The sequence below is a fragment of the Anaerobacillus alkaliphilus genome, assembly GCF_004116265.1.
GTDB classification, from domain to species: domain Bacteria; phylum Bacillota; class Bacilli; order Bacillales; family Anaerobacillaceae; genus Anaerobacillus; species Anaerobacillus alkaliphilus.
In genome coordinates, this window is record NZ_QOUX01000019.1 from 34,167 (window position 1) to 58,987 (window position 24,821).

Consider the following 24,821-nt stretch of genomic DNA (forward strand, 5'->3'; position numbering starts at 1 on the left):
TTCAAAAGAGCCGTAGCACAGTCGCGAAGGGAGGCACACTCATGGGTCGTAGCTTAAAAAAGGGACCTTTTGTCGATGATCACTTGATGAAAAAAGTTGTTGAATTAAACGAAAAAGACGAGAAGAAAGTTATTAAGTCTTGGTCACGTCGTTCAACAATCTTCCCAGATTTTATTGGTCACACTATTGCTGTTTATGATGGACGCAAGCATGTACCAGTATATGTTACTGAAGATATGGTAGGTCATAAGTTAGGTGAATTTGCACCGACAAGAACTTATAAAGGCCATGCTGCTGATGATAAGAAAACAAGACGTTAAGATGAGAGGAGGTACTAAATATGCAAGCGAAAGCAGTTGCTAAACAAGTGCGTATTGCTGCTCGTAAAGTACGTCTAGTTGTAGACTTAATTCGGGGCAAGCAAGTTGGTGAAGCTGTAGCAATCCTACGCCATACACCTAAAGCAGCTTCTCCAGTTGTAGAAAAGCTGTTAAACTCTGCAATTGCAAATGCAGAACACAACTATGAAATGGACGTTAACAATTTGGTAGTTAGTGAAGTATTTGTCGATGAGGGAGCTACTTTAAAAAGATTCCGTCCTCGTGCTATGGGACGCGCTAGTAGAATTAACAAACGTACTAGCCATATTACTATCGTTGTATCAGAAAAGAAGGAGGGATAAAGCGTGGGTCAAAAAGTAAATCCGATAGGACTTCGTGTAGGGATTATCCGTGACTGGGAGTCAAAATGGTACGCTGAAAAGGACTATGCTGATCTATTACACGAAGATTTAAAAATTCGTGAATATATCGAGAAGCGTCTTAAAGATGCATCTGTATCTAAAATTGAAATCGAACGCGCTGCAAACCGTGTGAATGTAACAATCCATACAGCTAAGCCTGGTATGGTAATCGGTAAAGGTGGTTCTGAGGTTGAAGCTCTTCGTAAAGCTTTAAACCAATTAACTAACAAGCGAGTTCACATTAATATCTTCGAAATTAAGCAAGCTGATTTAGATGCTAAATTAGTAGCTGAAAATATTGCTCGTCAATTAGAAAACCGTATTTCTTTCCGTCGTGCAATGAAGCAAGCAATCCAACGCACAATGCGCGCTGGAGCAAAAGGAATTAAAACTGAAGTATCTGGTCGTCTAGGCGGAGCAGATATCGCTCGTTCTGAACACTATAGCGAAGGAACTGTTCCACTTCACACATTACGTGCTGATATTGACTACGGAACAGCAGAAGCTGACACTACTTATGGTAAATTAGGTATTAAAGTATGGATTTACCGTGGTGAAGTCCTTCCAACGAAAGGAACGAAAAAAGAGGAAGGAGGAAAATAATCATGTTATTACCTAAACGTGTAAAGTATCGTCGCGAACATAGAGGGAAAATGCGCGGAAAAGCAAAAGGTGGTACGGAAGTACATTTCGGTGAATTTGGTCTTCAAGCTGTTGAAGCTTCTTGGATTACTAACCGTCAAATCGAATCTGCTCGTCGTGCAATGACTCGTTATATGAAACGTGGCGGTAAAGTATGGATTAAAATTTTCCCGTCTAAGCCTTATACAGCTAAACCTCTTGAGGTGCGAATGGGTTCTGGTAAAGGGGCTCCTGAAGGATGGGTAGCAGTAGTTAAACCAGGGAAAGTTATGTTTGAAATCGCAGGTGTAACTGAAGAAGTAGCACGTGAAGCATTACGTTTAGCTGCTCATAAATTACCTGTTAAATGTAAATTTGTAAAACGCGAAGAAGTGGGTGGTGACGCAAATGAAAGCTAATGAAATCCGTAACTTAACCACTGCCGAGATCGAACAGAAAGCTAAGTCACTGAAAGAAGAGTTATTTAACCTACGCTTTCAATTAGCGACTGGACAGTTAGACAATCCAGCCCGCATTCGTGAAGTTCGTAAAGCAATAGCTCGTGCAAAAACAGTATTGCGTGAGAGAGAGCTAGGTTTAACTAACGAATAATTTGAAAGGAGGTTTGCGCAATGACTGAGCGTAACCAACGTAAGGAATACACTGGAAAAGTTATATCTGACAAAATGGATAAAACGATCACAGTTGTAGTAGAAACTTACAAAACTGATAAGTTGTACGGCAAACGTGTTAAGTATTCAAAGAAGTATAAAGCTCATGATGAAAACAATTCTGCAAAAGTTGGCGATATCGTAAAAATTATGGAAACTCGACCTTTATCAAAAGATAAGCGTTTCCGTTTAGTTTCTATCGTTCAAGAAGCAGTAATTATCTAATAAATAAAGATCTTGTATTGTTTCCGAAGGGAGGTAAGATCAAATGATCCAACAAGAAACTCGTTTAAAAGTTGCTGATAACTCAGGTGCTCGTGAAGTACTTTGTATTAAGGTTTTAGGTGGTTCAGGCCGCAAAACAGCTAACATTGGTGACGTAATTGTTTGCTCGGTGAAACAAGCAACACCAGGAGGCGTTGTCAAGAAAGGTGACGTTGTTAAAGCTGTTATCGTTCGTACAAAGACAGGTGCACGTCGTAACGACGGTTCATATATCAAATTCGATGAGAATGCTGCAGTTATTATTAAAGAAGATAAGAGTCCACGTGGAACTCGTATTTTTGGACCAGTTGCACGCGAACTTCGTGAAAAGCAATTCATGAAAATCGTTTCTCTAGCTCCAGAAGTATTATAATCTCGTGAACGGACGAATTAGAAATTGCCTTTTAAGGAGGTGCGATTATGTCAACACCTAGAATGCATGTTAAAAAGGGTGACACTGTAAAAGTGATCTCTGGTAAGGATAAAGGAAAGCAAGGCGTTATTTTAGAAGCTTACCCAAGCAAAGGGCGTGTACTTGTTGAAGGAATTAACATGGTTAAAAAACATGCGAAACCATCTCAAGCTAACCCACAAGGCGGTATCATTAACATGGAAGCGCCAATTGCTTCATCTAACGTTATGCCACTTGATCCGAAAACAGGTGAACCTACACGTGTAGGATATACAGAAGTGAACGGTAAAAAAGTACGTATTGCAAAAAAATCTGGCGAAGCATTAGATAAGTAGTCAGGTCTGAAAGGAGGTCAACCACATGAATCGTTTAAAAGAGAGGTACCAAAACGAGATCGTCCCTTCTCTAGTTGAGAAATTCAACTACAGTTCAGTAATGGCTGTTCCGAAGGTAGAAAAGATCGTTGTAAACATGGGTGTTGGAGACGCAGTTTCTAACGCAAAAGCTTTAGATAAAGCTGTTGAAGAATTAACTCAAATTACTGGTCAAAAGCCACTTATCACGAAAGCGAAGAAATCAATCGCTGGTTTCAAACTTCGTGAAGGTATGCCAATCGGTGCGAAGGTAACACTTCGTGGTGAGCGCATGTATGAGTTTCTAGATAAATTAATCTCAGTTTCTCTTCCACGTGTACGTGACTTCCGCGGAATCTCTAAAAAATCATTTGATGGTCGTGGGAACTACACTTTAGGTGTTAAAGAACAATTAATCTTCCCAGAGATCGATTATGATAAAGTTGATAAAGCCCGTGGTATGGATATCGTTGTAGTAACTACTGCAAACACAGACGAGGAAGCTCGTGAACTATTAACATTAATGGGTATGCCATTTCAAAAATAGTCGGTAAATATTTGAAGAAGGAGTGAAAACTTTGGCGAAAAAGTCTATGATTGCTAAGCAGAAGCGCCCTCAAAAGTTCAAAGTGCAAGAGTATACTCGTTGCGAACGTTGTGGTCGTCCTCACTCAGTTATTCGTAAGTTTAAATTATGCAGGATTTGCTTCCGTGAATTAGCATATAAAGGTCAAATCCCAGGCGTTAAAAAAGCAAGCTGGTAATTTCCAAGTACGGAAGGAGGTAAAACAGATGGTCATGACAGATCCTATTGCAGATATGCTTACTAGAATTCGTAATGCGAACACTGTTCGTCACGAAAAGCTAGAACTACCTGCATCAAAGTTAAAAAAGGAAGTCGCAGAAATCCTTAAACGTGAAGGTTTCGTACGCGATGTTGAATATATTGAAGATAGCAAACAAGGTATTATTCGCATTTTCTTAAAATACGGTTCGAACAACGAACGTGTAATCTCAGGACTTAAGCGTATTAGTAAGCCAGGCTTACGCGTTTATGCTAAAGCTACTGAAGTACCTCGTGTTCTTGGTGGTTTAGGAATTGCGATCGTATCTACTTCTAACGGAATTCTTACAGACAAAGAAGCTCGTCAACAACAAATCGGCGGAGAAATCTTAGCTTACGTTTGGTAAGAACATAGAAAAGAAACGGAGGTGTATCGGATGTCTCGTATTGGTAATAAGCCAGTAGTTATTCCTGCTGGAGTTACAATTACATTAAACAACAATACTATTACTGTAAAAGGACCTAAGGGTGAGCTTTCTCGCGAACTTCATACTGACATGATCGTTAAAGTTGAAGAGAATACTCTAACTGTTGAGCGTCCTTCAGATAATAAACTACACCGCTCGTTACACGGTACTACTCGTAGTATCATCAGCAACATGGTTGAAGGTGTAACGAATGGTTATGAGAAAAAATTAGAATTAATCGGTGTTGGTTACCGTGCTTCTAAGCAAGGAACTAAACTTGTTCTTAACGTTGGGTACTCTCACCCTGTAGAAATCGAGCCAGAAGCTGGTCTTGAAGTTGAAGTACCTGCAAATACGAAAATCACTGTTAAAGGTATTGATAAAGAACGTGTTGGTGCTTTAGCATCTAATATCCGTGCTGTACGTTCTCCTGAGCCATACAAAGGTAAAGGAATTCGTTATGAAGGTGAATTTGTTCGTCGTAAAGAAGGAAAAACTGGTAAGAAATAAGCGATAAGATAACGGAAAGGACTGACGTTCAATGATTACGAAGCCAAGCAAAAATCTGGCACGTAAGAAGAGACATGCACATGTTCGTCGTACAATCACTGGAACTGCAACGCGTCCTCGTTTAAATGTATTCCGTTCTTCTAAGCACATCTATGCACAACTAATTGATGATGTTGCAGGTGTAACTGTTGCTAGCGCAAACAGCTTAGACAAAGAACTTAATCTTGAAAACGGCGGAACGATTGAAGCAGCTAAAGCTGTTGGTGAACTTGTAGCTAAACGTGCTATAGAAAAAGGATTTGAAGTAATTGTATTTGACCGTGGAGGTTACTTATACCACGGACGTGTTAAAGAATTAGCAGACGCAGCCAGAGCAGCTGGATTGCAATTCTAAAGAACAAAGGAGGGAAAATAATGCGCATTGACCCAAATACTTTGGAACTAGAAGAAAAAGTAGTAGCGGTCAACCGTGTAGCAAAAGTAGTTAAAGGTGGACGTCGTTTCCGCTTTGCTGCACTGGTTGTTGTTGGAGATAAAAACGGTCACGTAGGTATGGGCATGGGTAAAGCTCAAGAAGTACCTGAGGCTATTCGTAAAGCAGTTGAAGACGCAAAGAAAAATTTAGTTGCTGTGCCAATCGTTGGTACAACAATTCCACATCAAATTATCGGACACTTCGGAGCTGGAAATGTATTCTTGAAGCCTGCAAGTGAAGGTACTGGAGTAATCGCTGGTGGACCAGTTCGTGCGGTTCTTGAACTTGCTGGTGTAGGTGACATCTTATCTAAGTCTTTAGGTTCAAACAACCCAATCAACATGGTTCGTGCAACGATCACTGGACTTAAAAACTTAAAAAGAGCTGAAGATGTTGCGAAATTACGCGGTAAATCCGTAGAAGAACTTTTAGGATAAGGAGGGAATGTAAATGGCTAAGAAATTAGAAATTACCCTCACTAGAAGCTTAATTGGTCGCCCTGAGGATCAACGTGTGACTGTTAACACTTTAGGTTTACGTAAAATGCATCAAACTGTAGTACAACAAGATAATGCTGCTATTCGCGGTATGGTTAACAAAGTATCTCACTTAGTTACTGTTAAAGAAATAGAAGCTTAATTTTTAGATTGAGGAGGTGCCCAACATGAAACTTCACGAACTTAAACCTGCTGAAGGTTCTCGTAAGGAGCGTAATCGTGTAGGACGTGGTATTGGTTCTGGTAACGGAAAAACTGCTGGACGTGGACATAAAGGACAAAACTCTCGTTCTGGTGGTGGAGTAAGACCAGGATTTGAGGGTGGTCAAAACCCATTATACCGTCGTCTTCCTAAACGCGGATTTACAAACCCAACTCGAAAAGAATATGCGATCCTTAACCTTGATCAGCTAAACCGTTTCGAAGATGGTACAGAAGTAACTCCAGAGTTACTACTTGAAACAGGAACTGTAAGTAATGCAAAGGACGGAATTAAAATCCTCGGGAACGGTAAGCTTGAAGTGAAGCTTACAGTTAAGGCTAACAAATTCTCTGCTTCTGCAGTAGAAGCAATTGAAGCTGCTGGCGGAAAAACTGAGGTGATTTAATGTTTCAGACGATCTCCAATATTATGCGTGTGGGTGATTTGCGACGTAAAGTCTTTTTCACCCTGCTAATGCTCATTGTTTTTAGGATCGGCGCATTTATACCAGTACCTGGAGCTAATGCAGATGTGCTTAAGTTCCAAGATGCTATGAATGCATTTGGTTTTTTAAATACCTTTGGTGGTGGTGCCCTTGAGAATTTCTCGATTTTCGCAATGGGAATTATGCCATACATCACTGCATCCATCATTGTACAATTGTTACAAATGGATGTAGTACCAAAGTTTGCAGAATGGGCAAAACAAGGAGAGGCGGGAAGACGTAAATTAGCTCAGTTTACCCGCTATGGAACAATCGTACTAGGTTTTATACAAGCGATTGGAATGTCGATTGGATTTAATCGACTTGTTCCAGGGTTAATTCCAAATCCTAGTGTAGGAAAATATATTTTTATCGCATTGGTCTTAACAGCAGGAACAGCTTTCCTGATGTGGTTAGGTGAGCAAATTACTGCAAAAGGTGTAGGGAACGGTATTTCGATCCTTATCTTTGGTGGTATTGCTGCTGGAATTCCTAATGCGGCAAACCAAGTATATGCAACAAGACTTCAGAATGCTGGAGATCAGTTATTTATAAATATTGTAGTTGTCGTTTTACTATTACTAATTCTTTTGGCAATCGTTGTAGGAGTTATCTATGTGCAACAAGCACTAAGAAAAATCCCTGTTCAATATGCGAAACGTTTAGTAGCAGGTAAACCTCAAGGTGGTGGGTCTACTCACTTACCATTGAAAGTAAACGCAGCTGGGGTAATTCCTGTAATTTTTGCAATGTCACTATTCATCTTTCCACCAACTGTGGCAGGATTTATGGGTGACACAAATACAGTAGCTAGATGGATTACCACATACTTTGATTTTTCTAATCCTTTTGGAATGGTTGCCTATGCAGCTTTAATTATTGGATTTACGTATTTCTATACGTTCATCCAAGTTAATCCTGAACAGATGGCTGAGAACCTCAAAAAGCAAGGCGGATATGTCCCTGGCATACGTCCTGGAAAAACAACGCAAGTTTACTTAACAAGAATTTTATATCGTTTAACATTCGTTGGCGCTATATTCTTAGCAGCAATTTCACTCATTCCTATGTTATTCACTACGGCATTAAACCTACCTCAAGCTGTACAAATTGGTGGTACTGGATTGTTAATCGTTGTTGGTGTAGCATTAGATACAATGAAGCAAATTGAAAGTCAGCTAATTAAACGACACTATAAAGGCTTTATTAAGTAATAGAGGGAATTGGGGAGTTAATCCCCTAACCCAGTTGTTAAAATGGTCGATGGAGGGATAAAGATGAACCTTATTTTAATGGGGCTACCAGGTGCTGGTAAAGGAACACAAGCGGATAAGATCGTAGAAAAGTATGGGATCCCACATATTTCTACTGGTGATATGTTTCGCGCTGCAATTAAAGGCGGAACTGAGTTAGGAAGACAGGCAAAAGAGTATATGGATGCTGGAAACCTTGTTCCTGATGAAGTAACAATTGGAATTGTTCGTGAGAGACTTAGCAACGAAGATTGCAAAAAAGGCTTTTTACTTGATGGTTTTCCAAGAACGGTAGCACAAGCAGAAGCATTAGAAAATATGTTGGCTTCTTTAGAGAAAACAATTGACTCTGTCATTTATGTAGAAGTACCTAAAGAAGAGCTTTTTGAACGATTAACTGGGCGTTGGGTTTCGCCTACTTCAGGAGCAAGTTATCATGTGAAATTCAATCCACCTAAGGTTGAAGGAATTTGCGATAAGGACGGAAGTCAACTTATACAACGTGATGACGATAAGCCTGAAACAGTAGCTAATCGTTTAGAAGTTAACTTACAACAAGCACAGCCATTAATTGACTTTTACTCTAAAAAGGGTTATCTAACGAAAATTAATGGCAATCAAGATATAGCCAAAGTTTTTGAAGATATAGATGAACTTTTGAAAGGGATTAATGAATGATTATTTGTAAGACGCCTCGGGAATTAGATATTATGCGTGTTGCTGGTAAAATTGTTGCATTAACCCACCAAGAGTTACAGAAGCATGTAAAACCCGGCATTACTACTAAGGAATTAGATTCAATTGCTGAAAAGTTTATTAGGCAACATGATGCGATTCCATCTTTTAAAGGCTATAATGGATTTACCGGAAGTATTTGTGCTTCAGTTAATGAAGAGTTGGTTCACGGAATTCCAGGAGATCGACTATTAAAGAATGGTGATATCATTAGTATTGACATTGGTGCCAAGTATATTGGATATCACGGGGACTCGGCTTGGACGTATGCGGTTGGTGAGATTTCTGAAGAAACTCAGAAGCTTTTAGATGTGACTGAACAGTCTTTGTATAAAGGACTTGAGGAAGCAAAACCAGGGGAAAGGTTGTCAAACATTTCCCACGCAATACAAACATATGTAGAGTCTTATGGTTTTTCAGTAGTTCGTGAGTATGTTGGTCATGGTATTGGTCAAAACTTACATGAAGATCCACAAATTCCACACTTTGGGCCACCAAACAAAGGTCCTAGGTTAAAGCCTGGAATGGTACTTGCAGTTGAGCCAATGGTTAATGCAGGAAAACGCTATGTTCGGACACTTCCTGACAATTGGACAGTTGTAACTACTGATGGAAAAATGTGTGCTCATTTTGAACATACTATTGCTATTGTGGAGACAGGGTTTGAAATACTAACTAAAGCCTAGGTGATGGTGATTAATTATGATGGATCCTGGTTCGGTACCGCGTATTGGACAAATGGTGCGGATATTAAAAGGCAGAGATGCTGGTGGTGTAGCATGTATAATTCAGCTTGAAGATCAACGGTTTGTATTGATTGCCGATGGTGACAAACGGAAGGTTGATCGTTCAAAGAAGAAAAATGTAAATCACTTAGAATTATTTGACTTTATATCTCCAGAAGTAAAAAATAGTATTGAACAAACGGGTCGTGTAACCAATGCGAAATTGCGCTTTGCAATTTCCACTTTTATGAACGAAAACAATTTCCTGACGGAAGGAGAGTAAATTCATGGCCAAAGAAGATGTAATCGAAGTAGAAGGTACGGTCATTGAGCCGCTACCAAATGCCATGTTTCGAGTAGAGCTTGAAAATGGACATAAAATATTAGCTCATGTTTCAGGTAAAATTCGTATGCACTTTATTCGTATTTTACCAGGAGACAAAGTAACTGTTGAATTGTCACCGTATGACTTAACACGTGGGCGTATCACGTATCGTTTTAAATAATCGTGAAGGCACTCCGTAGTAATAGGGAGGTAAAAAACATGAAGGTAAGACCATCAGTCAAACCGATTTGTGAAAAATGCAAAGTAATCCGTCGAAAAGGTACGGTTATGGTTATTTGCGAAAACCCTAAGCATAAACAAAAACAAGGTTAACAATAAGGAGGTGCGATATAAATGGCACGTATTGCTGGTGTAGACATTCCTCGTGATAAGCGAGTGGTTGTGTCTTTAACATACGTATATGGTATTGGTAGAACTAGATCTTCTCAGATCTTAGCTGCAGCTGGTGTTTCTGAAGATACTCGTGTACGTGATTTAACTGAAGAAGAATTAGGTAAAATTCGTGATATCGTTGATGGCTATAAAGTAGAAGGAGATCTTCGTCGTGAAATCTCTCTAAACATCAAACGTTTAATCGAGATTGGTTGTTTTCGTGGTGTGCGTCACCGCCGTGGATTACCTGTTCGTGGACAAAACACTAAAAACAATGCTCGTACACGTAAAGGACCTCGTCGTACTGTAGCAAACAAGAAGAAATAGTAAAGGAGGTAGCATAGAATGGCAAAAGGTAAAACAACTCGTCCTAAACGTCGCGCCCGTAAGAATGTTGAAACTGGTGTTGCTCACATCCGTTCAACGTTTAATAACACTATCGTGACAATCACTGACACACAAGGAAACGCAATTTCTTGGGCAAGTGCAGGTGGTTTAGGATTTAAAGGATCTCGTAAGTCAACTCCATTTGCAGCTCAAATGGCAGCAGAAACTGCTGGTAAAGCAGCTATGGAACATGGCATGAAAACAGTGGAAGTTTCTGTTAAAGGACCAGGCGCTGGTCGTGAAGCAGCTATCCGTTCATTACAAGCAGTAGGACTTGAAGTAAGCATGATCCGTGACGTTACTCCAGTTCCACATAATGGCTGCCGTCCACCAAAACGTCGTCGCGTGTAAAAAAAGAAATCGAATAATTGTATAGATTTCCTTGAATTGTCAATAATGTGTAAGAAGTTATTTTTTAAGCTTAAATTAAAGTACGGTTCTTACAAAGATTGACTCAATTAGGTATGAACGGCTCAGAACTACCTAATGGGGAATTCCGGTTAGACTAGGCTTAGTCAGCCGGAGTTTCGACGTTTTGAAGGAGGGTTTGTTTAATGATAGAAATTGAAAAACCAAAAATTGAGACGGTTGATATCAGCGCCGATGCTAAGTATGGAAAATTCGTTGTTGAGCCACTTGAACGTGGTTACGGTACGACTCTAGGTAACTCTTTACGTCGTATTTTACTCTCTTCATTACCTGGTGCTGCTGTTACAGCAGTTCAAATTGATGGAGTCTTACACGAGTTTTCTACTATTGAAGGTGTCGTAGAAGATGTTACTTCAATCATCCTCAACTTGAAGCAACTTTCTCTTAAAATCTACTCTGATGAAGAAAAAACATTAGAAATAGATATCCAAGGGGAAGGCGTAGTTACTGCAGCAGATATTACACATGATAGTGATGTTGACATCTTAAACCCAGATTTGCATATAGCAACTCTATCAAAAGGTGCACACTTACACATGCGTTTAACTGCTCGTCGTGGACGCGGATATGTTCCAGCTGATGGAAACAAGAAAGAAGACTTGCCGATCGGTGTTATTCCAATTGATTCTATATATACTCCTGTCTCAAGAGTAAACTATCAAGTAGAAAATACTCGTGTTGGGCAAGTAACAAACTATGACAAACTAACCCTTGATGTCTGGACAGATGGAAGCATTCGACCAGAAGAAGCTGTTTCTATTGGTGCGAAAATCTTAACAGAGCATTTAAACATTTTTGTCGGTCTTACTGATCAAGCACAAAATGCTGAAATTATGGTAGAAAAAGAAGAAGATCAGAAAGAGAAAGTTTTAGAGATGACTATCGAAGAGCTTGATCTGTCTGTTCGTTCTTATAACTGCTTAAAGCGTGCTGGTATTAATACTGTACAGGAATTAACTCACAAGAGTGAAGAAGATATGATGAAAGTTCGTAATCTTGGACGTAAATCATTAGAGGAAGTTCAAGAAAAACTTGGTGAGCTAGGACTAGGTCTTCGTAGAGAAGATTAATCATAGTTTCTTAATAGATAGATAATCAGGACTAACCTGAATTAGTAATAGATTTGATTACAACATGAATAGAAGAGTTACTAAAGAATGATATCTCTTCTTACTTCAAAACAAAAAGGAGGGAATCTCTAATGGCATACGCAAAATTAGGCCGTGATAGCTCTGCTAGAAAGGCATTATTTCGTGATTTAGCAACTGACTTAATCATCAATGAAAGAATCGAAACTACGGAAGCAAAAGCAAAAGAGCTTCGTTCAATCGTTGAAAAAATGATTACTCTTGGAAAACGTGGCGATCTTCATGCTCGTCGTCAAGTTGCTTCTTTCGTTCGTCGTGAAGTAGCTGATCAAGAATCAGGTCAAGACGCAATCCAAAAGCTTTTCGCTGACATTGCTCCACGTTATGAAGAAAGACAAGGTGGATACACTCGTATTTTAAAACTTGGACCACGTCGTGGAGACGGGGCACCAATGGTAATTATCGAGTTAGTTTAATACATCTATGAAGGGCGAGACAAAGATTATTCTTTAGTCTGGCCTTTTTATTATGTAGAATGTAGAATGTAGATTGGTTTATAAGCAAAGTGTACATTCTACATTTTACATTCCACATTAAAAGTCGGTGATGAAAATTGAGTGAAGAGATTATCAAAATTAATAGTTTATCCTTTAAATATAATGAGGATGAAGAAAACGTCTTGAATGATATTACCTTGTCAGTTACTAAAGGTAGTTGGGTTTCTATCGTTGGGCATAATGGGTCAGGTAAGTCTACATTGGCTAAATTCCTGATTGGATTATTAATTCCTTCTCAATCAAATACTGTTGTCATAGGCGGATATGATACTTTTGATGAAGAACTTATTTGGGAAGTAAGAAAAAAGGCTGGAATGGTTTTTCAAAATCCAGAAAATCAAATGGTTGCAACGACTGTACGTGACGATATTGCCTTTGGCTTGGAGAATATCGGAATTGAACGTACAGAAATGTTAGATAGAATTGAATGGTCATTAAAAAAAGTGAAAATGGAACAGTACGTTGACCACGAGCCACACAGACTCTCAGGTGGACAAAAACAACGAGTTGCTATTGCGGGTATCATTGCAATGCACCCATCAGTTTTAATTCTTGATGAAGCTACTTCAATGTTGGATCCTATGGGGAGACAGGAAGTATTGGAAACAGTGCGAATGCTAAACAAAGATGAAGGAATGACCATTATTAATATTACACATGATTTAGAGGAAACTATTTTCTCTGACCAGATTGTTGTAATGAATCGTGGAAAAATATATGCCAAAGGGCTACCGGAACAGGTGTTTCAGGAAAAAGATCGTTTAGTGGAATCTGGTTTAGAACTACCATTTTCATTGGATGTTCAAACTAGATTAGTTGATAAGGGTATCGGACTTACGAAACTATGTTTAACTAAGGAAGGTTTGGTTAATGAACTATGGAAATTAAAATAACGAATCTTTCCCATGTTTATATGCCGAAAACACCTTTTGAACATCAAGCACTAACAAATATTAATTTACATATTACGTCTGGCATGTTTGTTGCGTTCATTGGACATACAGGCTCAGGGAAGTCTACCATCGTTCAACACATAAATGGACTATTAAAGCCTACTTCTGGAGTAGTGCAAATTGGAGATACAGTAATCGAAGCTTCAAAAAAGAATAAGAAATTAAAAGAGTTACGAAGAGCTGTAGGGATGGTTTTTCAATATCCAGAACATCAGTTATTTGATGAGACAGTTGAAAAAGACATTGCCTTTGGGCCGATGAATTTTGGCTTTACAAGAGAAGAGGCTTATCAAAAAGCAAAAGAAGTACTGCCCTTAGTAGACTTAACTGAAGATATTCTCCAAAAGTCACCTTTTGATTTGAGTGGAGGGCAAAAACGGCGTGTGGCTATTGCAGGAGTATTAGCTAGTAAGCCACGTGTTCTAATTCTAGATGAGCCTACCGCAGGACTGGACCCAGTTGGTAGAAAGAAGATGATGGAGTTATTCCTATCAATCCATCAACAAGAAAAGCTTACTACGATATTAGTGACTCATAATATGGAGTTTGCTGCTATGTACGCGGATTTAGTGGTTGTTATGGATAAGGGCCAAGTCTTAAGGCAAGGGACACCAGAGGAAGTATTTAAGTCACTTCACGAATTGCAAGAGATTGGTTTAGATGTACCTGAAACTGTTCAACTTGCTCGTTTGCTTGAAGAACGTTTTAAATCAAAATTACCTCAAAATTTATTTACGAAGGACAAGCTTGTAGAAGCGATTGTTCCTTTAGTAAATAAGGAGGTGGATTAATGCTTCAAAATATAATTATCGGCCAATATGTAGCTGGAAACTCTATTATTCACCAACTAGATGCTAGATCGAAACTTACCGCAACATTTCTGTTTGTGATGATTGTCTTTTTAGCAAATAATTGGCTTACCTACACTATTTTGTTTTTGACGATCCTATTTACCATAATCATTTCAAAAGTGTCTCCGAGGTACATTTATAGAGGAATGAAGCCTATCTTCTTTTTAGTCTTTCTGATGTTCATTCTTCATGGGATTATGACAAAAGAAGGTGAATTACTTTTTACACTAGGTTGGATTGAAATATATATGGGCGGTATTATCCAAGGGTTATTTATTGCGTTACGGCTGTTACTTCTAATTATGATGACAACCTTGTTAACCTTGACCACAGCACCAATCCAACTGACAGATGGTTTGGAAAGCATATTTGGCCCGTTTCGTAAATGGAACGTACCCGTTCATGAGTTAGCTCTTATGATGTCTATTTCCTTACGATTCATTCCTACACTTCTTCAAGAGACAGAAAAAATTATGAAGGCACAGATGGCAAGAGGTGTTGATTTTTCTGGAGGCTCAATTACTGGGAGAGTAAAAGCTATCATTCCTCTTTTAGTTCCATTATTCATTCAATCGTTTCGTCGCGCTGAAGATCTTGCAACTGCGATGGAAGCACGTTGTTATCGAGGGGGTGTAGGCCGAACTAGATTAAGAGAGCTTGAGTGGAAAACAAAGGACACTGTTACAGTAGGATTAATTTTAATCTTAGGTATGATCTTAGTTTTAGTAAGGTCATAATAGTATATAAGGAAAATAGAGGTTGTGTATCTGTTGAAACGTATAAAATGCAAGGTTGCGTATGATGGAACATTTTTTAATGGATTTCAAATCCAACCAAAAGGAAGGACTATTCAAGCTGAGATAGAAAAGGGTTTGCAAAAGCTGCATAAGGGTACTCAAGTCAAAATTTATGCTTCAGGAAGAACGGATACGTTTGTTCACGCTAAGGGTCAGGTCTTTCATTTTGATACATTGATGGACATTCCGCTAGAGCGTTGGCATAATGCCATACAAACTGTCTTACCTTCCGATATTGAAGTGTTGGAAGTTAATGAAGTGAGCATTGAGTTTCACTCAAGATTTGATGTGGTGAGCAAGGAATACCGCTATTTTGTACAGCGTGGTAGAAGGATGGATGTTTTTCGAAGACATTATCGATATTTTTATCCGTACCAATTGTCAATCGAAAACATGGTCCAAGCCTCCAATCAGTTAATAGGTACCCATGACTTTACCTCTTTTTGTTCTGCCAAAACAGACAAAGAAGATAAAGTGAGAACAATTTATTCAATCGAAATCATCGAAAAAGAAGATGAGCTTGAGTTTCGGTTTGTTGGCGATGGTTTTCTTCGTAACATGGTTAGAATTCTTGTAGGAACTTTACTAGAAGTTGGCAGAGGCAGGCGTCAACCAGAGGAAATTTTGAATGTCTTAGATAGCAAGGATCGTGAACGAGCAGGACATACAGCACCTGGGCACGGCCTCTTCTTGTGGGAAGTAAATTATGACAACTGATCCTAGTGTGACATTTTCTGTTGACATTGGTCGTTGAATAATATATGATGATCTATGGTATTTCAAAAACCCACTAGCCCCGGGTTTGCGAATGTTACTTTAGACACGTAGTTTTAAACTATTTTAATTAAAAAATTAAGAATGCGATAAGCTTTAGGAGGGAAAAAAGCATGCGTACGACATATATGGCAAAGCCAAACGAAGTTGAACGTAAATGGTATGTTATCGACGCTGAAGGTCAAACTTTAGGTCGTTTAGCTAGTGAAGTAGCCTCTATCCTTCGTGGTAAAAATAAACCAACGTTTACACCACATGTGGATACAGGAGATTTCGTAATTGTAATTAATGCTGAAAAAATTCATTTAACTGGTAAGAAGTTAACGGACAAGATTTACTACCGTCACTCTAACCACCCAGGTGGATTAAAGCAAAGAACTGCGCTTGAAATGCGCACAAACTACCCAACTCGAATGATCGAGTTAGCGGTTAAAGGTATGCTTCCTAAAAACACTTTAGGACGTAAGCAAGGTATGAAATTACATGTTTATGCTGGTAGTGAACATCCACACCAAGCTCAAAAACCAGAAGTTTTAGAACTTCGCGGTTAATATATAAGGAGGGTTTTCATTGGCACAAGTACAATATTACGGTACTGGTCGTCGTAAGCACTCTGTTGCACGTGTACGTTTAGTTCCTGGTGAAGGACGTATCGTGATCAACGGTCGCGAATTAGACGAGTATTTCGGATTAGAAACTTTAAAGCTTATTGTTAAGCAACCACTTGTAGAAACAGAAACAGAAGGTAAATATGATGTATTAGTAAACGTTAGCGGTGGTGGATACACTGGACAAGCGGGAGCTATTCGTCATGGAGTATCTCGTGCTCTTCTTGGAGCAGACCCAGAATTCCGTGCTGGATTAAAGCGCGCTGGATTCTTAACTCGTGATGCACGTATGAAAGAACGTAAAAAATACGGTCTTAAAGCAGCACGTCGTGCACCTCAGTTCTCAAAACGTTAATATTGCGTTTGGAAGGCTCTCAAAGCTTTATGCTTTGGGGGTCTTTTTTACATTATAGGAAAGTTTAAAGGTTAGAAAAGATGCCCGTTGAACCTTGTGCAATACCTATTACATAAATTTTAAAAACAACAATTTATGAGAAAAGAGCCTATTCAAAAAAACATCCCAAACTGTTCTAAGTTTTGGAATGTTTTTTTAGTTACTATTTAGTTTCTTCCGTGACATCTACATCTCCTTTAACTTCAACAGAGGGTACTTCTTTTTTTAATTTTTTGGTTATTTCTTCAATATGCTCAATTTGCTTTTTGGTAACAGAAACGTCTGCTAGTTGTACGGGGTGTTTACTAATTTCTATCTCTTCTTCCTTGAGAGGAATGCGAAACTCTTCTTCACTTCCTGCCTCAATAACCATCTCTTCACGCTTGATAGGGACTGTAATAGTTTTTAGATCCTCAACGACTTCTTTTCGGATTTTGACTTCTCCTATTTTGACTCTCTCTTTTTTAATATCCAGCTGTTCTTCTTTTAGCTCAAGAGTATGTTTATTTTTAATGTCATTTGTTTGAAGGGTATTCTTGTTTAGTTGCCTTGAAAAAAGGCCTTTTATAAAAGCTCCACGACGAATAGTTATTACAACAGGGATTACTGTAACAAGGCCGATTATGGATCCGATAATAGCCCCTATAATTATATAATTTTCCATAATACCTCCGGGAAATATTTTATTAATGTATCAAAAACCCCTACGCAAAGTAGGGGCTAAATTAATTAGTCCTTATTTAGGACATCTGCGTTACCTTCTGTTTCAACATCTGCTACTTCCTTATGAAGGATATCACGAACTTGCTCTGTTTCTTGAACAGATCGTTTATGAGCAGAAATTTCACCGGTAACAACTGTGTGCTTATCAACATCCACTCGTTCCGCAGTAACCGGAATATGAATTGTTTCCTCTCCGTTAATGGGCTCATCAGTTGGAGTCCTGTCAAAAGTTTTCTTTTCAATAACGACTTGATCATGTGAAACAGGAACGTTAACGACTTTTTCTTCTTCAATAATATCTTTGTGAAGAACAACGTCACCAGTTTCTACTCGATACTTATCGATATCGAGTTCCTCTTCGCGAAGATCCATATGCGCTTCTTCTCGAGCGAATTCTGTATCTGTAACTCGATCTACTTCACGTACCTTTTTTCGATTATCTTCTTCGTTGAATAAGTCAAAAAAGCCCATAATGGAAAACCTCCTAGGGAGTGAATTTTTGATCAGCTTACCTTAATTAATTTATCCTTTTACTAAGTCGCTATACTTGGGAAAATTTACTTTGTAGGTTTGAAAAAGTAGACCAAAAAAGACTGACTCTCTATAAGAGTCAGTCTAACGAGTTGTTTTAAGAGGTGTAGGTAGGGCTAATTTTAAGAAAGTTGCTGTTGAGCCATTTGCACTAATCTTTTAGTGATTTCGCCACCTACAGATCCGTTAGCACGAGAAGTAGTGTCTGCTCCTAAATTCACACCGAATTCTGAAGCAATCTCATATTTCATTTGATCAAGTGCTTGTTGCACTCCTGGTACTAGAAGTTGGTTAGAGTTATTGTTTTGTGCCATGTTTCTAATCTCCTCCTTTGTTTTTATTCCTTTATATCATGTCTTCTTTTCGTTAGAACTATGTAAAAAAATTTAATGTAAAAAATTCCATTAAAATATCGCAAACGAGTTGCGAATTAAGTACACTTTGAATTTTGTTTCGTTGAATTATATTATAGTAAGATATACGTAACAATGTGTTTGGAGGATATAGAATGGACGTTAATCAAAATAACTTAAAAGCTTGGAATACAGGCGTATATCAAGCTTGGCATAACCGCTTTGGAACACCTGAAGAGGCAGCAAAAAAGATTATTGAAAATCCAGAAAAAAGAATTGGTTCTGCTCTTGATTTTATGGGTGGTACTGTAGAAGGAAAGAAAGTGATTAACCTACTAGGTTCAAACGGTAACAAAGCAGTAGCCCTTTCAGTACTAGGTGCGAATGTAACTGTAGTTGATTTTTCAATAGAGAACGAACAGTACGCTAATCAACTAGCATTGCACGCAGGTGTATCATTACGATATATTGTCTCAGATGTTCTAAAGTTACCTATGGAAGAGCTAACAGGGGATTATGATATTGTATTCATGGAATTTGGTATTCTCCATTACTTTAAAGACTTACACCCACTTTTTCAACTCGTTGAAAAATTATTAGGAACAAATGGGCGATTAATCTTACAGGATTTCCACCCTGTATCAACAAAATTAATATCATCTAAAGGTACCACAGCAAAAATTAGAAAGCATAAGGTAACCGGAGATTACTTTACTACGGACTTAGAAGAAAAGGAGGTTTCGCATTCTAAATTCTTAGACGGGGATAAAGATCCAGTAGTCCATAAAGTATATTTGAGGAATTGGACTCTAGGTGAAATCATTACAGCTATTGCTGATGAAAATTTATTTATCAAAACCTTAGAAGAACTTCCTAACCAATCTTCGGATGTGTTTGATAAAGGTATTCCTAAAACATTTACAATAGTAGCTGAAAAAAGGTAAACGAAAGGAATTTCCGTTGTTTTTGTTTTAGATTTGCGTACATCTTATCTAGTTCAAATTTATACTAACAATATAAACTGTTATATACTTTTTTTCCCTATAAAGTTGCAATTTCCATAGCATTAACCCTTCCTTCTTGAATGAAACTAACAACAAAAAGGAGGGGACAAACGTGAATGTCATTACTACCTTTGAGGATCGCAGGCGCAAAAAGCAGTGGGATTTTGAGCGACAAGTACTACGTAAACTTTCATTATCTACAATAAGAGGCTTCATTCATACACACTTCCCTTCAGTTTTTGAAGAGCAGAAAACTGGCGGCAGCTTTGTAGAAGACATTTGTGTTGACTTTGCCATTGATGCTTACCTTTTAGGAGCAGAGTTTAGTCGTTTTGGATATCATGGTGAAACTGCAATCTTGGTTCGAAGACGTTGCCAGGAAGAGTATGACGAACATGTAAATCATTTATATCATCAGCTATCTGGATTAATTTTTCAAAATGATCAAAACGATAACTTCTATATCTTATGTGAAGGCTTTATTTTATATTGGTGGGAAAAAGGCTTTTATGAAGGTGAAAAAAGATATCGGTTGAAATTACACTAATTTAAGTTCATATTTTCCTCCTTGTCCCAATATACTGTATGGAGACGATTGGAGGGAAGTAAATGAGCAAGTGGTTAAAGGGAATAACATTTGCAACTGGATTTTTATTATTACTTTTTATCATTCAATATCAATTCGTAAGTACTGACACTGGATCATTATGGTCACTCCCTTTGTCGGGTAAAATAATCATTGTCGATGCAGGTCATGGCGGTATGGATGGAGGAGCAAGTTCCAAAGATGGTTTATTGGAAAAAGACGTTTCTTTAGAAATTAGCTTAATTCTTAGAGACTACCTTCAGGAAGCGGGAGCATTAGTGGTTATGTCTAGGGTAGAGGATACTGACCTTGCCGATCCAGCCACAAAGGGAGTTCGAAAAAGAAAAGTTCAGGATTTAAAACGGAGAGTCCAGCTTGTGAATGAGACTGGTGGAGATTTATTCGTTTCTCTTCACCTGAATGCGATCCCCTCACCCCGTTGGTCCGGTGCTCAAACCTTTTATAATCGGGCTTATGATGAAAATGAAAAGGTAGCAAGATTTATTCAAGATGAAATCAGAAAAAATCTAGAGAATACGAACCGGTTAGCTAAGCCAATTGGAAATGTATTTTTACTTAAACATGCTGAAATTCCAGGAGCTTTAGTTGAAGTAGGGTTTTTATCAAACCCAGCCGAAGCAGAGATGTTAAAATCTACAGCGTATCAACAAAAAATTGCTGCATCAATTTATCAAGGAATTATGCGGTATTATACAAATGAACCAGCTCCTTCTTCATAATAAAGAAGGCTGGTTTTTTAATAACGACCTGTTATTACCGGAGAGCACAATGTACAATGAATTTTGAAATGTGTGTTATACTAATTTTGTAATCGAATACATAAAGGGGTGTTTTGCTTGCTTACTCAAGAACAAATATTAGATGCTTTAAAAAATGTTAAAGAACCATTTATTAATAAAAGTATCGTTGAAATCGATGCAGTAAAAGAAATAAAAATTAAAGATGGTTTAGTTAGTGTAAAAATTGGAATTTCCAAAACTGGTACAGCGGAACAAATGAAGCTACAAGGTGAGATTGTTAATGTAATTAAACAAGCTGGAGCAGATTCAGTTGGTCTACGCTTTGAGCAATTCACAGATGAAGAATTAAGCAAGTTAGGTGTTGAGGCCCCTAAGGAATCAAAGTCTTTATTAGATGAAGGTGTAAAAACCACATTTATTGCTGTAACTAGTGGAAAAGGTGGAGTTGGAAAATCAACAGTATCAGTTAACCTTGCAACTTCTTTAGCACGCCTTGGTAAAAAAGTTGGTATTGTTGATGCTGATATTTATGGATTTAGTGTACCGGATATGATGGGGATTGAAGATAAACCAAAGGTTAAGAATGAAAGAATTTACCCTGTAACTAGAATGGGTGTACAAGTTATATCAATGGGCTTCTTTGTACATGATAACTCGCCAATCGTTTGGCGTGGACCAATGTTAGGAAAAATGCTAAATAATTTCTTTACACAAGTTGAGTGGGACGATTTAGATTATCTTATTTTAGACTTGCCTCCTGGAACAGGTGATGTTGCATTAGATGTACACACTATGCTTCCAAGCAGTAAAGAAATTATTGTTACTACACCACACCCGACGGCAGCTTTTGTTGCAGCTAGAGCAGGGTTTATGGCTATTAAAACCGAGCACGAAATTCTAGGCGTAGTTGAGAATATGGCTTATTATAAGAGTCAATTAACCGGAGAAAAAGAATTTGTTTTTGGGCAAGGTGGAGGAGAGCGACTAGCGAAAGAATTAAAAACAGATATTTTAGCGCAAATTCCACTTGGACAACCTGAAATTGATGAAAAGGATTTTGCTCCATCAATTTATGCTGCTGACCATCCGATTGGACAAATATACATGAAAATGGCACAAAAAGTTATTGATAAAATAGAGCAATAAAAATAAAGAAACTCCTCTACGGTGATAGAGGAGTTTCTTTTAGTTTTCATTTCCTTCCTGTTCTTCCTCTTGTTCATCTTTTGCTGCTTCTTTCTTCATTTGTTCGCTTGCAACTTTACCGAGAATTTCATTGACCCTTGCTTTAAAGTACGGGCTTTCGAAAGAGTCAGCCATAATATTCATCACCTGTTGTCGATAAGCTTGGCTTTTCATTAGGTCAAGTGCTGCTTGTTCCATCTCTGGATCTTGAAGAATGTCCATCATCATTGCTTGATACTCTGGATCCTTCATTAATACTTTTAATGTTTTTTCAACCTCAGCTTGTAGACTTTCAGCAAAGACTTTCGCAAATTCAGGATCCTGCATTAGCTCCTGCCAGAATTCCTTTCCTTGTTCTGAAGTTAACACTTGTTGAATAGTATCTCGAACAACTGCTTGTTCCAATATAATCTCTTGTTTTACTTCCTCATCACTTAAGACCTCTTGAATAGATTGTTTACCTTCATCGGTCTTAAGCATATCAACCATCATCTTTTTAGTACTTTCATAATCAGGTTGACTTCCTTGATCCTCAACAGCAGCACAACCTGCAATAAGAAGCAACGTGAAGAGTAAGAGGAGCTTCTTTAAGCTTTTCAAGGTATTCGCCCCTTTCGTATTATTTCATTTTTAATATGAAACAATAGGGGCGAAATTATCCAAAGCAATGTTTAAAAATAGTTCACATAATTTAAAGAGAAGGTAAATCTCTTGACACTAGTACTAGCTTTTTATTCACCATTTTTGATACAATCAATTCGTTAATTACTTTAGATGGAGGATAAGGTGTGAATTCTAGAAAGGTAGTTTATTTATTTTTTACGACATTATTAATTGGAGCAGCTAGTGGTGCTTTCGTTGGATTTATTTTAGATTGGAGAACTTATTGGGACGGATTAATGTCCGGTGAGGTTGTTGATTTTATTCTAGTAATCATTTGGTTACTTGGAATAGGGGCTATGTGGAGTTTAATTAGCCAAATGGGATTTTACGCTTATTTAACAGTACACCGCTTTGGATTAGGTATCTTTAAGTCTTCAAAGATTTGGAACTCAATTCAAATCGTTGTTATCGCTTTTGTCTTACAGGGTCTCGTATATTTTAGATATACAGCTTTTGGAACAGAAGGTGAAACGATTTTCAGTTACATACTTATACCGCTATTATTATTTGTTTATGGTTTGTTAATAGCTTATATCAAAAGTACACAAACAAACTTTGGAGCGTTTATTCCAGCTTTATTTTTCATTGTTGTTGTAACAACGCTTGAGTGGCTTCCTGCACTAAGAGTAAATGACCCTAAATGGTTGTGGATCTATCTTACTCCCTTATTAGTTGCAAATACATGGCAGATATTAATTCTGCACCGGCTTATTAACAAAAAATAAATGAAATAAAAAGGGTTAGCTCAACTATTTTTAGATAGTGAACTAGCCCTTTTTTTAATTACTTTACTTCTGAACTTTTAGCTTCTGTGTGTGCGATTAACTCTGATACAGTAACAAAATCGTAACCTTTCTTTTTTAGACCATCTATAATAGTAGGGAGAGCTTTCTGAGTTTGTTTGACGCGGTCAGAGGCATGGAATAGAATAATATCGCCGCCTGTTACATTGTCCATAACATTAGAGATGATTTGTTCTACACCAGGATTAGTATAGTCTTTAGAGTCAACACTCCAGTGAATTAACTTATATTTTTGTGCTTCGGCAATTTTCAACACTCTCTTGTCAAAATTTCCATTAGGTGGGCGAAGTAATTTAGGTACCTTATTAGTTAGCTCGTATAAAGTATTGTGAGCCATTTGTATATCTTTTCTTATTTTTTCATCCTCCCATTGAGGGTAATTCTCATATCTGTAGCCGTGGCTACCTATTTCATGACCGTCTTTTACAATTCTTTCAACAATATCTGGATGTCGCTCAGCCCAGGAAGCTGATAAAAAGAAGGTAGCATTATTGATCCCTTGATCTTTTAAAACATCTAAAATAGGAATTGCCTTCTCTTCGCCCCAACTTAAATTAAATGTTAAGGCTATTTTCTTTTCGTTTGTTTCCGCTTTATATATGGCCGTAGCTTCAGCAACAGGAGAGAAGACAGTAATCTGACTTCTTTCTACATATAAAATACCAGCTGTGAAAAAGGCTGCTATCACTACAATCATATATTGTTTAATTTTTTTACCGTTCCATATCCAAATAAAGTTCATATAACCCCTCCTTGTCCATTTATCTGCATTATATGTATGCTTTTTTGACAAGCTTTATGAATAAAAAAGGTAAAAGAAGAAAATAATTCTCAGAGTAGCATTTTCTTTGAATAATTTATTTTTACATACATGGAAGGATGATTGATGTGCTAGGTGTTATGTTAAACAATAAAGAAACTCAAGAAATTGAATATATGTTAAAAAGAGAGTTAGAGGAGCTATTATTAGATCTAACTGACTCAAGAATTGATGGTATTGTAAAAAGGGCTATGGAAGAAAGATATAAGATTATTTTTGGACTATATAAACGTTTTGCTTCACCAAAAGAGTGTTATAAATACATTCGGAGCAAGCAACAACGTTCTGAAAAATTTTCAGATTAAATGTTGATTTACAGGTTTTTAATATGATAAACAATAAAGCATCACTGTTGTATTAAAACTTTTTTTATAAAAATGTTGACTTAAATTTTATAAATGTGTTATATTAACAAAGTCGCTGATTTGTTGAGTGACTGACGGATATAAAAAAGTTGTTGACAAAGATAGTTGTAACTTGTTATAATTTAATCCTTGTTGTAAAAAACATATTGATTGTTCTTTGAAAACTGAACACACAGCCAAGCGAATTAAAGAGATAGTAAATATCTCGTCAATGAATTATTATTTTTGAGCTATATCAAACACTTTTATGGAGAGTTTGATCCTGGCTCAGGACGA

43 protein-coding genes are annotated in these 24,821 nt (G+C 37.6%); 38 read left to right on the plus strand and 5 right to left on the minus strand.

The genetic code is table 11. The annotated features are described in order from the left end of the window. Positions 1-41 precede the first annotated feature (41 nt). The 32 genes from rpsS (at position 42) to rpsI (ending at position 16,712) form a co-directional block, all read left to right on the plus strand. Entirely contained in the window at positions 42-320 is a 279-nt protein-coding gene (gene rpsS, locus DS745_RS04535) for a 30S ribosomal protein S19 (RefSeq protein ID WP_129077094.1), read from the plus strand. Between the two features lie 20 nt (positions 321-340). Continuing rightward, positions 341-682: a 50S ribosomal protein L22 gene (gene rplV / locus DS745_RS04540; protein ID WP_129077096.1), complete on the plus strand. Its 342-nt coding sequence runs from the start codon at positions 341-343 to the stop codon at positions 680-682. Positions 683-685: 3 nt separating this feature from the next. Beyond that, positions 686-1,345 (plus strand): 30S ribosomal protein S3, encoded by a 660-nt coding sequence (gene rpsC / locus DS745_RS04545; protein ID WP_129077098.1) that lies wholly within the window; start codon positions 686-688, stop codon positions 1,343-1,345. Positions 1,346-1,347: 2 nt separating this feature from the next. Next, positions 1,348-1,782 (plus strand): 50S ribosomal protein L16, encoded by a 435-nt coding sequence (gene rplP, locus DS745_RS04550; RefSeq protein ID WP_129077100.1) that lies wholly within the window; start codon positions 1,348-1,350, stop codon positions 1,780-1,782. After that, a complete protein-coding gene (rpmC, locus tag DS745_RS04555) occupies positions 1,772-1,975 on the plus strand; it encodes a 50S ribosomal protein L29 (protein WP_129077101.1) in 204 nt (67 codons plus the stop codon). The genes rplP and rpmC overlap by 11 nt, the downstream gene beginning before the upstream one ends. Before the next feature lie 20 nt (positions 1,976-1,995). Beyond that, on the plus strand, positions 1,996-2,259 hold the full coding sequence (gene rpsQ / locus DS745_RS04560) for a 30S ribosomal protein S17 (RefSeq protein ID WP_129077103.1): 264 nt from the start codon (positions 1,996-1,998) through the stop codon (positions 2,257-2,259). A 43-nt stretch (positions 2,260-2,302) separates the two neighbouring features. After that, complete coding sequence (rplN, locus tag DS745_RS04565) at positions 2,303-2,671, plus strand: 50S ribosomal protein L14 (RefSeq protein WP_071315280.1); 369 nt, start codon at positions 2,303-2,305, stop codon at positions 2,669-2,671. A gap of 62 nt (positions 2,672-2,733) precedes the next feature. Then, entirely contained in the window at positions 2,734-3,045 is a 312-nt protein-coding gene (rplX, locus tag DS745_RS04570) for a 50S ribosomal protein L24 (protein WP_129077138.1), read from the plus strand. 25 nt (positions 3,046-3,070) lie between these two features. Further along, positions 3,071-3,610, plus strand: a complete 540-nt coding sequence (gene rplE, locus DS745_RS04575) for a 50S ribosomal protein L5 (RefSeq protein WP_129077105.1) — start codon at positions 3,071-3,073, stop codon at positions 3,608-3,610. 31 nt (positions 3,611-3,641) lie between these two features. Further along, on the plus strand, positions 3,642-3,827 hold the full coding sequence (gene rpsN / locus DS745_RS04580; RefSeq protein WP_011064535.1) for a 30S ribosomal protein S14: 186 nt from the start codon (positions 3,642-3,644) through the stop codon (positions 3,825-3,827). A 28-nt stretch (positions 3,828-3,855) separates the two neighbouring features. Then, positions 3,856-4,254 (plus strand): 30S ribosomal protein S8, encoded by a 399-nt coding sequence (gene rpsH, locus DS745_RS04585; protein ID WP_129077106.1) that lies wholly within the window; start codon positions 3,856-3,858, stop codon positions 4,252-4,254. 30 nt (positions 4,255-4,284) lie between these two features. Continuing rightward, a complete protein-coding gene (gene rplF / locus DS745_RS04590; RefSeq protein WP_129077108.1) occupies positions 4,285-4,824 on the plus strand; it encodes a 50S ribosomal protein L6 in 540 nt (179 codons plus the stop codon). Positions 4,825-4,855: 31 nt separating this feature from the next. Further along, positions 4,856-5,218: a 50S ribosomal protein L18 gene (rplR, locus tag DS745_RS04595; protein ID WP_129077110.1), complete on the plus strand. Its 363-nt coding sequence runs from the start codon at positions 4,856-4,858 to the stop codon at positions 5,216-5,218. A 17-nt stretch (positions 5,219-5,235) separates the two neighbouring features. Beyond that, a complete protein-coding gene (gene rpsE, locus DS745_RS04600; RefSeq protein ID WP_129077111.1) occupies positions 5,236-5,736 on the plus strand; it encodes a 30S ribosomal protein S5 in 501 nt (166 codons plus the stop codon). Between the two features lie 13 nt (positions 5,737-5,749). Further along, positions 5,750-5,938, plus strand: coding sequence for a 50S ribosomal protein L30 (gene rpmD / locus DS745_RS04605; protein WP_066159606.1), 189 nt, complete (start codon positions 5,750-5,752; stop codon positions 5,936-5,938). A gap of 25 nt (positions 5,939-5,963) precedes the next feature. Next, the gene (gene rplO / locus DS745_RS04610; protein ID WP_071307883.1) at positions 5,964-6,404 is read left to right on the plus strand and encodes a 50S ribosomal protein L15; all 441 of its coding nucleotides are present in this window, start codon (positions 5,964-5,966) and stop codon (positions 6,402-6,404) included. After that, on the plus strand, positions 6,404-7,696 hold the full coding sequence (secY, locus tag DS745_RS04615) for a preprotein translocase subunit SecY (protein WP_129077112.1): 1,293 nt from the start codon (positions 6,404-6,406) through the stop codon (positions 7,694-7,696). Before rplO ends, secY begins: the two co-directional genes overlap by 1 nt. Before the next feature lie 63 nt (positions 7,697-7,759). Next, complete coding sequence (locus DS745_RS04620) at positions 7,760-8,413, plus strand: adenylate kinase (RefSeq protein ID WP_129077113.1); 654 nt, start codon at positions 7,760-7,762, stop codon at positions 8,411-8,413. Further along, positions 8,410-9,156 carry a type I methionyl aminopeptidase gene (gene map, locus DS745_RS04625; protein ID WP_129077114.1) on the plus strand — a complete coding sequence of 249 codons (747 nt, stop codon included), beginning with the start codon at positions 8,410-8,412 and terminating at the stop codon, positions 9,154-9,156. The genes DS745_RS04620 and map overlap by 4 nt, the downstream gene beginning before the upstream one ends. A gap of 16 nt (positions 9,157-9,172) precedes the next feature. Beyond that, positions 9,173-9,478 carry a KOW domain-containing RNA-binding protein gene (locus tag DS745_RS04630; RefSeq protein ID WP_129077115.1) on the plus strand — a complete coding sequence of 102 codons (306 nt, stop codon included), beginning with the start codon at positions 9,173-9,175 and terminating at the stop codon, positions 9,476-9,478. A 4-nt stretch (positions 9,479-9,482) separates the two neighbouring features. After that, positions 9,483-9,701 (plus strand): translation initiation factor IF-1, encoded by a 219-nt coding sequence (gene infA / locus DS745_RS04635; protein WP_071307888.1) that lies wholly within the window; start codon positions 9,483-9,485, stop codon positions 9,699-9,701. Between the two features lie 38 nt (positions 9,702-9,739). Beyond that, on the plus strand, positions 9,740-9,853 hold the full coding sequence (rpmJ, locus tag DS745_RS04640; protein WP_003322638.1) for a 50S ribosomal protein L36: 114 nt from the start codon (positions 9,740-9,742) through the stop codon (positions 9,851-9,853). 21 nt (positions 9,854-9,874) lie between these two features. Next, positions 9,875-10,240 (plus strand): 30S ribosomal protein S13, encoded by a 366-nt coding sequence (gene rpsM, locus DS745_RS04645; protein WP_129077116.1) that lies wholly within the window; start codon positions 9,875-9,877, stop codon positions 10,238-10,240. Between the two features lie 18 nt (positions 10,241-10,258). Further along, on the plus strand, positions 10,259-10,651 hold the full coding sequence (gene rpsK / locus DS745_RS04650; RefSeq protein WP_129077117.1) for a 30S ribosomal protein S11: 393 nt from the start codon (positions 10,259-10,261) through the stop codon (positions 10,649-10,651). A gap of 203 nt (positions 10,652-10,854) precedes the next feature. Continuing rightward, positions 10,855-11,799 (plus strand): DNA-directed RNA polymerase subunit alpha, encoded by a 945-nt coding sequence (locus DS745_RS04655; protein ID WP_129077118.1) that lies wholly within the window; start codon positions 10,855-10,857, stop codon positions 11,797-11,799. A gap of 131 nt (positions 11,800-11,930) precedes the next feature. Next, complete coding sequence (gene rplQ, locus DS745_RS04660) at positions 11,931-12,293, plus strand: 50S ribosomal protein L17 (RefSeq protein ID WP_071311403.1); 363 nt, start codon at positions 11,931-11,933, stop codon at positions 12,291-12,293. 137 nt (positions 12,294-12,430) lie between these two features. Continuing rightward, a complete protein-coding gene (locus DS745_RS04665) occupies positions 12,431-13,267 on the plus strand; it encodes an energy-coupling factor ABC transporter ATP-binding protein (RefSeq protein ID WP_129077119.1) in 837 nt (278 codons plus the stop codon). Beyond that, positions 13,252-14,118 carry an energy-coupling factor ABC transporter ATP-binding protein gene (locus tag DS745_RS04670; protein WP_129077120.1) on the plus strand — a complete coding sequence of 289 codons (867 nt, stop codon included), beginning with the start codon at positions 13,252-13,254 and terminating at the stop codon, positions 14,116-14,118. The genes DS745_RS04665 and DS745_RS04670 overlap by 16 nt, the downstream gene beginning before the upstream one ends. Continuing rightward, on the plus strand, positions 14,118-14,915 hold the full coding sequence (locus tag DS745_RS04675; RefSeq protein ID WP_129077121.1) for an energy-coupling factor transporter transmembrane component T family protein: 798 nt from the start codon (positions 14,118-14,120) through the stop codon (positions 14,913-14,915). Before DS745_RS04670 ends, DS745_RS04675 begins: the two co-directional genes overlap by 1 nt. 33 nt (positions 14,916-14,948) lie before the next feature. Continuing rightward, positions 14,949-15,692: a tRNA pseudouridine(38-40) synthase TruA gene (truA, locus tag DS745_RS04680; protein WP_129077122.1), complete on the plus strand. Its 744-nt coding sequence runs from the start codon at positions 14,949-14,951 to the stop codon at positions 15,690-15,692. 170 nt (positions 15,693-15,862) lie between these two features. Continuing rightward, positions 15,863-16,300, plus strand: coding sequence for a 50S ribosomal protein L13 (rplM, locus tag DS745_RS04685; RefSeq protein ID WP_129077123.1), 438 nt, complete (start codon positions 15,863-15,865; stop codon positions 16,298-16,300). 19 nt (positions 16,301-16,319) lie between these two features. After that, positions 16,320-16,712 (plus strand): 30S ribosomal protein S9, encoded by a 393-nt coding sequence (rpsI, locus tag DS745_RS04690; RefSeq protein WP_129077124.1) that lies wholly within the window; start codon positions 16,320-16,322, stop codon positions 16,710-16,712. Between the two features lie 202 nt (positions 16,713-16,914). Here the strand turns inward: rpsI and DS745_RS04695 are convergent, their stop codons facing one another. The 3 genes from DS745_RS04695 to DS745_RS04705 all read right to left on the minus strand — a co-directional run bounded on the left by DS745_RS04695 (position 16,915) and on the right by DS745_RS04705 (position 18,319). Further along, the gene (locus DS745_RS04695; protein ID WP_129077125.1) at positions 16,915-17,415 is read right to left on the minus strand and encodes a YsnF/AvaK domain-containing protein; all 501 of its coding nucleotides are present in this window, start codon (positions 17,413-17,415) and stop codon (positions 16,915-16,917) included. 65 nt (positions 17,416-17,480) lie between these two features. After that, positions 17,481-17,945 (minus strand): YsnF/AvaK domain-containing protein, encoded by a 465-nt coding sequence (locus DS745_RS04700; RefSeq protein ID WP_129077126.1) that lies wholly within the window; start codon positions 17,943-17,945, stop codon positions 17,481-17,483. A 182-nt stretch (positions 17,946-18,127) separates the two neighbouring features. Next, a complete protein-coding gene (locus tag DS745_RS04705; RefSeq protein ID WP_129077127.1) occupies positions 18,128-18,319 on the minus strand; it encodes an alpha/beta-type small acid-soluble spore protein in 192 nt (63 codons plus the stop codon). Between the two features lie 194 nt (positions 18,320-18,513). Between DS745_RS04705 and DS745_RS04710 the strand changes: the two genes are divergently transcribed. The 4 genes from DS745_RS04710 to DS745_RS04725 all read left to right on the plus strand — a co-directional run bounded on the left by DS745_RS04710 (position 18,514) and on the right by DS745_RS04725 (position 21,855). Further along, positions 18,514-19,302 (plus strand): class I SAM-dependent methyltransferase, encoded by a 789-nt coding sequence (locus DS745_RS04710; RefSeq protein WP_129077128.1) that lies wholly within the window; start codon positions 18,514-18,516, stop codon positions 19,300-19,302. A gap of 172 nt (positions 19,303-19,474) precedes the next feature. Next, the gene (locus tag DS745_RS04715; RefSeq protein WP_161568177.1) at positions 19,475-19,909 is read left to right on the plus strand and encodes a DUF2521 family protein; all 435 of its coding nucleotides are present in this window, start codon (positions 19,475-19,477) and stop codon (positions 19,907-19,909) included. Positions 19,910-19,971: 62 nt separating this feature from the next. Further along, positions 19,972-20,688 (plus strand): N-acetylmuramoyl-L-alanine amidase CwlD, encoded by a 717-nt coding sequence (gene cwlD / locus DS745_RS04720; RefSeq protein WP_129077130.1) that lies wholly within the window; start codon positions 19,972-19,974, stop codon positions 20,686-20,688. A 117-nt stretch (positions 20,689-20,805) separates the two neighbouring features. Then, entirely contained in the window at positions 20,806-21,855 is a 1,050-nt protein-coding gene (locus tag DS745_RS04725) for an Mrp/NBP35 family ATP-binding protein (RefSeq protein ID WP_129077131.1), read from the plus strand. A 39-nt stretch (positions 21,856-21,894) separates the two neighbouring features. On the opposite strand, the gene gerD is transcribed toward DS745_RS04725, so the two are convergent. Beyond that, on the minus strand, positions 21,895-22,494 hold the full coding sequence (gerD, locus tag DS745_RS04730; protein WP_129077132.1) for a spore germination lipoprotein GerD: 600 nt from the start codon (positions 22,492-22,494) through the stop codon (positions 21,895-21,897). Positions 22,495-22,682: 188 nt separating this feature from the next. On the opposite strand from gerD, the gene DS745_RS04735 reads away from it, so the two are divergent. Then, positions 22,683-23,282, plus strand: coding sequence for a KinB-signaling pathway activation protein (locus tag DS745_RS04735; RefSeq protein WP_129077133.1), 600 nt, complete (start codon positions 22,683-22,685; stop codon positions 23,280-23,282). A 58-nt stretch (positions 23,283-23,340) separates the two neighbouring features. Here the strand turns inward: DS745_RS04735 and pdaB are convergent, their stop codons facing one another. Further along, a complete protein-coding gene (gene pdaB / locus DS745_RS04740; protein WP_129077134.1) occupies positions 23,341-24,102 on the minus strand; it encodes a polysaccharide deacetylase family sporulation protein PdaB in 762 nt (253 codons plus the stop codon). Positions 24,103-24,248: 146 nt separating this feature from the next. On the opposite strand from pdaB, the gene DS745_RS04745 reads away from it, so the two are divergent. After that, entirely contained in the window at positions 24,249-24,485 is a 237-nt protein-coding gene (locus tag DS745_RS04745) for a hypothetical protein (protein WP_129077139.1), read from the plus strand. The last annotated feature ends 336 nt before the right edge of the window (positions 24,486-24,821 follow it).

Coding starts and splice junctions, on each gene's coding strand:
- rpsS (WP_129077094.1), top strand. CDS start 42: ATGGGTCGTAGCTTAAAAAAGGGACCTTTTGTCGATGATCACTTGATG.
- rplV (WP_129077096.1), top strand. CDS start 341: ATGCAAGCGAAAGCAGTTGCTAAACAAGTGCGTATTGCTGCTCGTAAA.
- rplP (WP_129077100.1), top strand. CDS start 1,348: ATGTTATTACCTAAACGTGTAAAGTATCGTCGCGAACATAGAGGGAAA.
- rpmC (WP_129077101.1), top strand. CDS start 1,772: ATGAAAGCTAATGAAATCCGTAACTTAACCACTGCCGAGATCGAACAG.
- rpsQ (WP_129077103.1), top strand. CDS start 1,996: ATGACTGAGCGTAACCAACGTAAGGAATACACTGGAAAAGTTATATCT.
- rplN (WP_071315280.1), top strand. CDS start 2,303: ATGATCCAACAAGAAACTCGTTTAAAAGTTGCTGATAACTCAGGTGCT.
- rplX (WP_129077138.1), top strand. CDS start 2,734: ATGCATGTTAAAAAGGGTGACACTGTAAAAGTGATCTCTGGTAAGGAT.
- rplE (WP_129077105.1), top strand. CDS start 3,071: ATGAATCGTTTAAAAGAGAGGTACCAAAACGAGATCGTCCCTTCTCTA.
- rpsH (WP_129077106.1), top strand. CDS start 3,856: ATGGTCATGACAGATCCTATTGCAGATATGCTTACTAGAATTCGTAAT.
- rplF (WP_129077108.1), top strand. CDS start 4,285: ATGTCTCGTATTGGTAATAAGCCAGTAGTTATTCCTGCTGGAGTTACA.
- rplR (WP_129077110.1), top strand. CDS start 4,856: ATGATTACGAAGCCAAGCAAAAATCTGGCACGTAAGAAGAGACATGCA.
- rpmD (WP_066159606.1), top strand. CDS start 5,750: ATGGCTAAGAAATTAGAAATTACCCTCACTAGAAGCTTAATTGGTCGC.
- rplO (WP_071307883.1), top strand. CDS start 5,964: ATGAAACTTCACGAACTTAAACCTGCTGAAGGTTCTCGTAAGGAGCGT.
- secY (WP_129077112.1), top strand. CDS start 6,404: ATGTTTCAGACGATCTCCAATATTATGCGTGTGGGTGATTTGCGACGT.
- DS745_RS04620 (WP_129077113.1), top strand. CDS start 7,760: ATGAACCTTATTTTAATGGGGCTACCAGGTGCTGGTAAAGGAACACAA.
- map (WP_129077114.1), top strand. CDS start 8,410: ATGATTATTTGTAAGACGCCTCGGGAATTAGATATTATGCGTGTTGCT.
- DS745_RS04630 (WP_129077115.1), top strand. CDS start 9,173: ATGATGGATCCTGGTTCGGTACCGCGTATTGGACAAATGGTGCGGATA.
- infA (WP_071307888.1), top strand. CDS start 9,483: ATGGCCAAAGAAGATGTAATCGAAGTAGAAGGTACGGTCATTGAGCCG.
- rpmJ (WP_003322638.1), top strand. CDS start 9,740: ATGAAGGTAAGACCATCAGTCAAACCGATTTGTGAAAAATGCAAAGTA.
- rpsM (WP_129077116.1), top strand. CDS start 9,875: ATGGCACGTATTGCTGGTGTAGACATTCCTCGTGATAAGCGAGTGGTT.
- rpsK (WP_129077117.1), top strand. CDS start 10,259: ATGGCAAAAGGTAAAACAACTCGTCCTAAACGTCGCGCCCGTAAGAAT.
- DS745_RS04655 (WP_129077118.1), top strand. CDS start 10,855: ATGATAGAAATTGAAAAACCAAAAATTGAGACGGTTGATATCAGCGCC.
- rplQ (WP_071311403.1), top strand. CDS start 11,931: ATGGCATACGCAAAATTAGGCCGTGATAGCTCTGCTAGAAAGGCATTA.
- DS745_RS04670 (WP_129077120.1), top strand. CDS start 13,252: ATGGAAATTAAAATAACGAATCTTTCCCATGTTTATATGCCGAAAACA.
- DS745_RS04675 (WP_129077121.1), top strand. CDS start 14,118: ATGCTTCAAAATATAATTATCGGCCAATATGTAGCTGGAAACTCTATT.
- rplM (WP_129077123.1), top strand. CDS start 15,863: ATGCGTACGACATATATGGCAAAGCCAAACGAAGTTGAACGTAAATGG.
- DS745_RS04695 (WP_129077125.1), bottom strand. CDS start 17,415: ATGGAAAATTATATAATTATAGGGGCTATTATCGGATCCATAATCGGC.
- DS745_RS04700 (WP_129077126.1), bottom strand. CDS start 17,945: ATGGGCTTTTTTGACTTATTCAACGAAGAAGATAATCGAAAAAAGGTA.
- DS745_RS04705 (WP_129077127.1), bottom strand. CDS start 18,319: ATGGCACAAAACAATAACTCTAACCAACTTCTAGTACCAGGAGTGCAA.
- DS745_RS04710 (WP_129077128.1), top strand. CDS start 18,514: ATGGACGTTAATCAAAATAACTTAAAAGCTTGGAATACAGGCGTATAT.
- cwlD (WP_129077130.1), top strand. CDS start 19,972: ATGAGCAAGTGGTTAAAGGGAATAACATTTGCAACTGGATTTTTATTA.
- pdaB (WP_129077134.1), bottom strand. CDS start 24,102: ATGAACTTTATTTGGATATGGAACGGTAAAAAAATTAAACAATATATG.